This window comes from Polaromonas sp. P1_E1_2, assembly GCF_056406035.1.
The window spans coordinates 1-7750 of sequence record NZ_JBFUAZ010000154.1; the positions used below are offsets into that span (position 1 = coordinate 1).

At 57.6% G+C, this 7750-nt stretch carries 8 protein-coding genes; 2 read left to right on the forward strand and 6 right to left on the reverse strand.

The window, feature by feature from the left end; genetic code table 11:
- From AC1D1P_RS09595 to AC1D1P_RS09620, 6 genes are all read right to left on the reverse strand, one after another.
- On the reverse strand, positions 1-640 hold a 640-nt coding region (locus tag AC1D1P_RS09595), incomplete at its 3' end, for a branched-chain amino acid ABC transporter permease (RefSeq protein ID WP_477672804.1).
- A 151-nt stretch (positions 641-791) separates the two neighbouring features.
- Positions 792-1997, reverse strand: coding sequence for an ABC transporter substrate-binding protein (locus AC1D1P_RS09600; protein WP_477669077.1), 1206 nt, complete (start codon positions 1995-1997; stop codon positions 792-794).
- 82 nt (positions 1998-2079) lie between these two features.
- Positions 2080-2664: an amino acid synthesis family protein gene (locus AC1D1P_RS09605; protein ID WP_477672805.1), complete on the reverse strand. Its 585-nt coding sequence runs from the start codon at positions 2662-2664 to the stop codon at positions 2080-2082.
- A 46-nt stretch (positions 2665-2710) separates the two neighbouring features.
- Positions 2711-3352, reverse strand: a complete 642-nt coding sequence (locus AC1D1P_RS09610; RefSeq protein ID WP_477669075.1) for an amino acid synthesis family protein — start codon at positions 3350-3352, stop codon at positions 2711-2713.
- Positions 3353-3374: 22 nt separating this feature from the next.
- Complete coding sequence (locus AC1D1P_RS09615) at positions 3375-4283, reverse strand: UPF0280 family protein (RefSeq protein ID WP_477672806.1); 909 nt, start codon at positions 4281-4283, stop codon at positions 3375-3377.
- Positions 4284-4294: 11 nt separating this feature from the next.
- On the reverse strand, positions 4295-5932 hold the full coding sequence (locus AC1D1P_RS09620; RefSeq protein WP_477672807.1) for a 6-hydroxynicotinate reductase: 1638 nt from the start codon (positions 5930-5932) through the stop codon (positions 4295-4297).
- Positions 5933-6293: 361 nt separating this feature from the next.
- Here AC1D1P_RS09620 and AC1D1P_RS09625 point away from each other — a divergent pair, with 361 nt between their 5' ends.
- Positions 6294-7067, forward strand: coding sequence for a ferredoxin--NADP reductase (locus tag AC1D1P_RS09625; protein ID WP_457280352.1), 774 nt, complete (start codon positions 6294-6296; stop codon positions 7065-7067).
- Positions 7068-7169: 102 nt separating this feature from the next.
- On the forward strand, positions 7170-7750 hold a 581-nt coding region (locus AC1D1P_RS09630), incomplete at its 3' end, for a TetR family transcriptional regulator (protein WP_477672808.1).

A 7750-nucleotide genomic window follows, 5' to 3' on the forward strand; every position in this document is an offset into this window, starting at 1 on the left:
GTAGCTGAAGCGCGCCCCCAAGGCCCGCCAGAAGTGCGCCCAATGCAAAAACCGCTGTGAATAACCACGCCTGGTTCACACCCAGCGCGCTGACCATTTCGCGATCCTGCGTGGCGGCTCGAACGAGGGTACCCCAGCGGGTTTTGGTGAGCAGGAGCCAAAGCAGACCCAGGACGACAGGCCCCGCGACGATCAGGAAAAGATCATAGGAAGGAAACTGACGCCCCAAAATCGACACAGAGCCAGTCAGGCCGGGAGCCCTGGGGCCAAGCAGCTCCTCGGGGCCCCAAAACCACAGCACGCCATCCTTGATCACCAGGCCAAGCGCAAACGTTGCAAGCAACTGAAAGAGTTCCGGTGCACGGTAAATACGGCGCAGCAACAAAACCTCGACCAGGCCGCCGAGAACACCAACAGCCAAAGCGGCAATCAGCAAGGCAGGCCAGAAACCCAAGGTATTGCCAAGAGCACTGACCAATGAATAGGCAACGTAGATGCCCACCATGAAAAAAGATCCATGGGCAAAGTTGACAATCCGGGTAACACCAAAGATCAACGACAAACCAGCCGCCACGAGAAACAGCGACGATGCACCGGCCAGGCCATTAAGCAACTGCACGATAAAGCCTGAGAAGCTCATGAACAAACCTTTTTTCTGCGGGATAGCATGACCGGCAAGCAGCGCACAGTGGACACACCTTTAACATGACGGCGGCACCGGAACTGCCGGCCAACCGCCATGAGTGCATGCACGAGGCGCGGCACCTGCCGCCGTCAACACTTGCCTCGGTCTAATCGGCAGCGCGCATTTTTTTCACTTCGGCGTTGCTGGGCTGGACTTTTGAACCATCGATATATCGATAGTCGACCATCACGCCCTTGCCGCCTTCATTTTTTGTGCGTCCCACATAGGCACCCATGGTGGACTGGTGGTCTTCCGGGCGAAAAACCACGGGGCCAAAGGGTGTTGTCACGTTCAGGCCGCGGAAAGCGGTAATCAGCTTTTCCGTATCGGTCGATTTGGCTTTTTTCATGCCTTCGGCCAGGGACTTGATGGCGCTATAGCCGACCACGGAACCCAGGCGCGGATAGTCTTTGTACTTGCCGTGATAAGCAAGAAAGAAAGCCTTGTGTTCGGGTGTCTGGATGCCGTACCACGGATAACCGGTAACCACCCAGCCGTTGGGCGTTTCCTCCTTGAGCGGGTCGAGGTATTCGGGCTCGCCCGTCAGCAGGCTGACGACTTCACGCCCCTGAAACAGGCCACGGGTATTGCCTTCACGAACAAACTTCGAGAGGTCGGCACCAAAAAGAACATTGAAGATGGCGTCCGGCTTGGCGTCCGCCATGGCCTGCACAACACTGCCCGAGTCGACCTTGCCCAGTGGAGGCGCCTGCTCGGCCACGAACTCTACATCGGGCTGCGCGGCCTTCAGCAAGGTCTTGAACGTCGCTGCTGCGGACTGCCCATACTCGTAGTTGGGGTACACCACCGCCCAGCGCTTTTTCTTCATCGCAACGGCTTCGGGGACCAGCATGGCCACCTGCATGTAGGTGGAGGTCCGCAAGCGGAATGTGTAGCGATTACCGTTTTGCCAGACGATTTTGTCCGTCAGAGGCTCCGCTGCCAGAAAAAAGAACTTTTTCTGCTTGGCGAAATCGGTGAGCGCCAGGCCGATATTGGAAAGGAAAGAGCCTGTCAGCACGTCGACTTTTTCGCGCGAGACAAGTTCTTCGGCTGCACGGACCGCATCGCCCGGGTTTGCGTTGTCGTCGCGAATAATCAGCTGGACCTTCTTGCCGTTGATTCCGCCGCCAGCATTGATTTCCTCAACGGCCAGTTCCATGCCTTTCTTGTACGGTTCCAGGAAAGCAGGCTGGGCCTTGTAGCTGTTTATTTCCCCTATCTTGATGACGCCTTGGGCATGAGCGTTCACGAATGAGGTGATCAGCCCGAGGAAAGCGACGGTGCTCAGCATTTTGTGGTGCAGCTTCATAAGTACTCCTGGTTGTCTTGGGTCAGATGGAAGGCGAAAGGCGATGGGTCATGACGATGAGCGATGGATTGGCAGCCCGGGGCTACCTTAACCCATCCTCCCCCTTGATTTCACTGGTTTGAAGCCCCCCCACACGCGGCAGGGGCCGGCCGCTGTCCGTAACGACGACCGCCACCACAATTTCGTTGGCGCGGGGAGCGTCGGCGATGCGGGCTTCCATCGCATCGAAATGGCTGCGCACGAATGCGGCATCCTTGTGTCCCAGCGGCACGTCAATGGCAGTACCAAGACCACCGCGCTTTTTACTTGACGGCACCAGAGCAGCACCCTTTTCCACCGCCAGACGCAGGGGCGCGCCCAGCCTGGGATGCAGGATCGCTGCCGCATGCTCCAGCTCACCGGCCTCACCCACGATGGCGGCCTTGCCGTAACTATGGGCTTGGCCCGGGGCAATGCCAAGGGCCTGCACGCACTTTTGCCCCAGCAGCCCGCCAAGCTCCTCACCAATGTCAATCAGCGCATCGAGTTTTTCCGCGTACACCCCGGCAAAAGGATTCTCGATCACGGCCATCGCCAATGCCTTTCGCGTCGGGGGAGTGACGRCCTTTCCCATCTCGATGTATGTTTCGTCGATTTGCACAACAATTTTTCGAATCCTGGCTGTCATGGTTTTTCCTTGTCTCGGTGCCTGCTAAGTATCTGGCGCATCGGGTTTAACGCAAGCCATCCCATTTGGCGATGGCACTGGCGGCCAGCCCACCCACCCGGGCGTGAATGCGCGGGCCCGTGCTCATGGCCAGGATGAAAACGATTTCGTCCGACAAGGGAGCCCCCGGCACACGCACCTCAATTGCGTCGAAATGGCTACGGACATAACTGGCATTGACGTGCGTTAAAGGAACATCCAGCGCCGTACCCGGTGCACCCACTTTTTTTGTCGAAGGGACAATGGACAAGGCGTTACCGGGCTGGCCGGTTTTTTCCTCAGCCTGCCCACGCGCATAAGCGTTGCGATCGCCTTTCCAGCCAAGCAGCTCACGCATCGCGTACCCGCCAGGCACATGCCAGAGCGCACCATGCTCCAGTTCCCCGGCCGCGCCCACGATTGCCCCTTTTCCATAACCCTCAATATGTTCGGCTGGCACATCCATTGCGGCGCGCAGACGCTCGGCCATCTGGATACCAACAGGCTGAAGCTGGTCCATCATCGGCAAGATATTGGGCTCATATCGCCCGGCAAATGGATTGGTCAGCACCGCGGCAATCGCGCCGCGCAGCAAAGGCACAGGCGCTACCGGCCCGAATTCATGCCGTATCTGCTCCACGTGCGTAAAAATACGCCGAATTTCAATCATGGTGTGAGGTCCATTCATTTCATTAAGCAAATACCGAACCAGCCGGCACTGCAGCACTGCGATTTTGCAATCGTTGCTGCGTTTTATCAGAGGTGGTCATCAGCTGGTTTTGACAAACCAGCGCAGCCGACCAGATCAGTCCCGCAGCCTGTAAAGCCTGGGCGCGTTCAAGCCCGGCGCGCAATGCACGCCGAACCGTCTCCGCCTCCAGCAACGGCACGTCAGTTGTCACCAGCATTTCGCCAAGGTCGGTGTCGTCCTTCAGGTCACAAGCCCTGCTGCGCTTGATCCGCATGTCGGCAACATCGACCGCATTCGCAATCATGGTGGCTGCGGCATCCGCTTGCGCGGCGGTATACGCAAGGACCGTAACACTGTCGGCAATACCCAGTGAAAAGCTTCGCCCCCGCCAACCGCTGGTAGCGACGCCGCGAACTGGAAGCGCGCTGGAAACCTCGAATTGCCCGTCGGTATGAACACCGGCCAATACCTCGTTTGCATCAAGGCGTGCCAGATCCGCATACAGGCCGATCCGCACCGATTGCGCCGGCGCCAAATGCAGGGCAATGTCGCCGCCGTTGTTGACCCAAGCGCGGTCTACTCCGCTATTGACGTAGCAGGCAACCAACTCCTGCGCGACCGCACCCGCCACGGCCGCCATCGGGGTGATGAAATCGCGCCGGTAGGGGCGGCATGCATTCCACATGCGCCGGGCAACGACCCCCTGCAGATAACACTCATCCAGTACGGGCTGCCGCAAGAGGGGAAGTTCCTCAACCAGCTCGCCGAGGATACCGCTGAAACGCTCCCAAGCTTTGGCATGAGCAGCCTCAACCGCAACCGGCCTTCCATAGGCGCCAATGATGATGTCCATCGGCCCGTGCTGGAAATGCCAGCGCCCATCGGGAAGTTGCATGCGTTGAGGGTTCATACGCAAGCGCCTCAGCCCAGCAAGGGGGGACGCGCCAGAGGCCAAGGATTGGCAGAAGGCAGCCTGGCCCATTCCAGGGCGACAGGCGCACCTTCGTTGTGCCAGGCACCGCGACGCAACACATCCTCCAGCGTACGCACATAGTCCATGTGCCCGCCCAGCGCGCGATAGTCGTCAAGCTTCATGCTGAATTCAATGGGAGCCACGATGGCCGGTGTGGGAACGGTTCCGAAACTGTTGTCCGGCATCCGCATGACATCGGCCATCACGGTGATTCCTCCACCAGGCCAGATATAGGCAGGAGCCCCACCACAGGTCACATTCACCAGGGAATTTTTGATGGCACGTGTCAGCAAAACCGGATTTTCAGTCACACCCGCCCGCAGGCTACCGCCCGCTCCGGCAAGGAAAAGCACGGTCGCCAAGGAGGGCTCGCAGTTTTCACCGATACGCTCAACGACATGACGCACTTCCGCCGGCATCTCCTGCTCCACGGGAATGAGCTCTTCGTTGAGCACATACCAGCTTGCATGCTCACCGGTGGTGGATGTCATCAACAAGCGCAGGCCCGGCCAGGCGACATTACCGTCCCACGCCTCGATGATGGACAGGGGATCGGCGATATCCGTCCCACCCCAGCCCGTTCCGGGATTGGCCACCTGGAAATATCGCCCCGGCGTGGACTTTCGTCCGCGCATCCGGACACCTGACGGGCGCATATCGAGACAACGCCCCGCCTGGTGCTCGGTCAGTACACCGGTAATGTGGTCGTCGACAACCACCACCTCGTCGAGCTTGCCGAACAACTGCTTTGCAAAAATGCCAACCGTGGCCGACCCGCAACCCACGCGCATACGCTCTTCTTCAACGCCATTCACGACAGGTGCACGGCCGGCTTGAATCAGTATTTGGGAACCACCGTCAATCGTGAACTCCACGGCTTGCTTGTTGCCGAGCGCCTTCATCATCTCCACCGTGACACGGCCTTCTTTCTTGCTGCCTCCCGTCAGGTGATGCACACCACCCAGGGACAACATCTGCGAGCCATACTCGGCCGTCGTCACATGCCCGATTACCTCTCCCTTGCAGCGCACATTGGCCTGCTCGGCACCCAGGAAGCGGTCAGTGTCAATTTTTACCTTGAAGCTGCAATAGCTGAAAATTCCTTCCGTGACCACAGTGACCAGATCAACACCGGCCGCTTTCGATGAAACGATGAATGGTGCCGGCTTGTAGTCGGGATAGGTTGTTGATGAGCCCACACCCGTGACAAACACTTCATCAGCCAGTAGAAGATCGCCGCTCCATGAAACCGTTGATGCGTCATCCGTGCCACCGGGCAGATCTTTCGGCGCGGAAAGTCCGGCATCTGCGCGCGCCGCAAACGGCACAATATGCGCGCCCTCGCCCGACAGCGTACGGCGCAACAGCAACACTGGGTCGACCCTAACAAGCGTTCCACCGTGGTTGGCATAGCGATCGCAGGCTCCGCTGCGGCCCTCAGAAATCTGGCATAGAACCGGGCAGGCATTGCACTCGATTTTCTCGCTGTTCATTCGCTCGTTTCGCGGCCGGGCCTTTTCCAAAACTTGCGGAAACGTCAAGGCATCCATACCTGGCAGGCCGTCCGTCTTTGTATGTTCAGTCATCGTGCTCGTCCTTCTGCCGCCTTCACCATCCTGGGGCTAATTCACCAATGTAGTGCCCACTTAATTTACATGTTGCATTCACTACATATTAGATTCAATGTAGCGCATACGGATTTCTCACGCAATAGTATTTACATGGCTGTCGTAAACTTATTTAAGAATGTTGTACATACTGAATTTAAATGTTGCGTTCACTACATTAATGTGGCACATTGCCTCTGTGGCGGCATCGTTTGGCCAGTACATGCAATACCTATCGAGACCGCGCAATGGAAAAATCGGCTCATAAATCGGCAGATCATGAACCCATGAGACATCAACGCGGCCTCTCTAATTCATAACCATTACTCCGAATAACACCATGAGCGCTTTCAATGAAGAAACTGTGTTGTCCGTCCATCACTGGACTGATCGCCTGTTTACCTTTACCACCACACGCGACACCTCACTGCGCTTTAGCAACGGCCACTTCACCATGATCGGATTAAGGGTCAACGACAAGCCTTTGCTGCGCGCCTACAGCATCGTGAGCCCCAATCATGAAGAGCATCTTGAATTCCTCAGCATCAAGGTCGCGGAAGGTCCCCTGACGTCACGGCTGCAGCACATCAAGGTCGGCGACAAAATCATCGTTGGGCGCAAGCCAACCGGCACACTGGTAATCGATTACCTGCTGCCAGGTAAACGGCTTTACCTGCTCTCGACCGGCACGGGTCTGGCGCCATTCATGAGCATCATCCGGGACCCGGAGACTTACGAACGGTTTGAACAGATCGTGCTGGTCCATGGCGTGCGGCAGGCAGACGAGCTGGCATATCACGACCTGGTTGTGGATCACTTGCCCCAACATGAATTTCTCGGTGAGCTGATCTCCAGGCAGTTGCTGTACTACCCTACCGTTACGCGGGAGGCTTACCGCAACATGGGCCGCGTCACCGACCTGATCGAAAGCGGGAAAATGTTGGCCGACCTGCAGTTGCCGGCACTGGATCCGGCGCATGACCGTGTGATGATCTGCGGCAGTCCCGCGATGCTCAAGGACCTCAAGCACATGCTGGAAGGCAAGGGCTTCATCGAAGGCAATACATCCAAGCCGGGAGATTTTGTGATCGAACGCGCCTTTGCCGAACAGTAGAGATGGCCCGGCGTTTGCCTTCAACTCATTGCATTGCCGTGGGAAATTGCTCCTCACACCTTCTCGCTTGATCACGCATAAACCGCGACTGGATACCTCTACATGACAGCGAAGACGGCCAAAACCATCAAGCCGCGCACTGCCACAACCAAACGCACGGTCGCCAAGCGGCCCGGCGTACGGGAGCAAGCCGCGCAGACCACGCGCGACAACATTTTGCGCGCAGCCACCCGCGTCTTCGCGCGCTATGGGTATGACGGCGGCAGCGTAGAGAAAATATCCAGGTCGGCCAAGTCATTCGACCGCATGATTTATTACTACTTCGGCAGCAAGGAAGGCTTGTTCATCGAAGTGCTGGAAGACATGTACCGCCGCATGAATGATGCCGAGCTCGAGTTGTCACTGGACATCGACCACCCGGTGGAGTCTCTGACGGACGTGATTTGCTTCGTGGTGTCCTACTACAGCAAAAATCCGGAGTTCATCACGCTGCTCAATACGGAAAACCTGCACCGCGGCAAGCACATCGCCAAATCGCAGCGCGCCCGGGATTACTCGTCTCCCGCCATCGCCATCATCCGGCAACTGCTGGAAAGCGGTGTGCGCAAGAAGATTTTCCGGGCAGACATCTCCGCCCGCAATGTCTATCTGCTGATTGCCGCCACCGGCTACTTCTATATCTC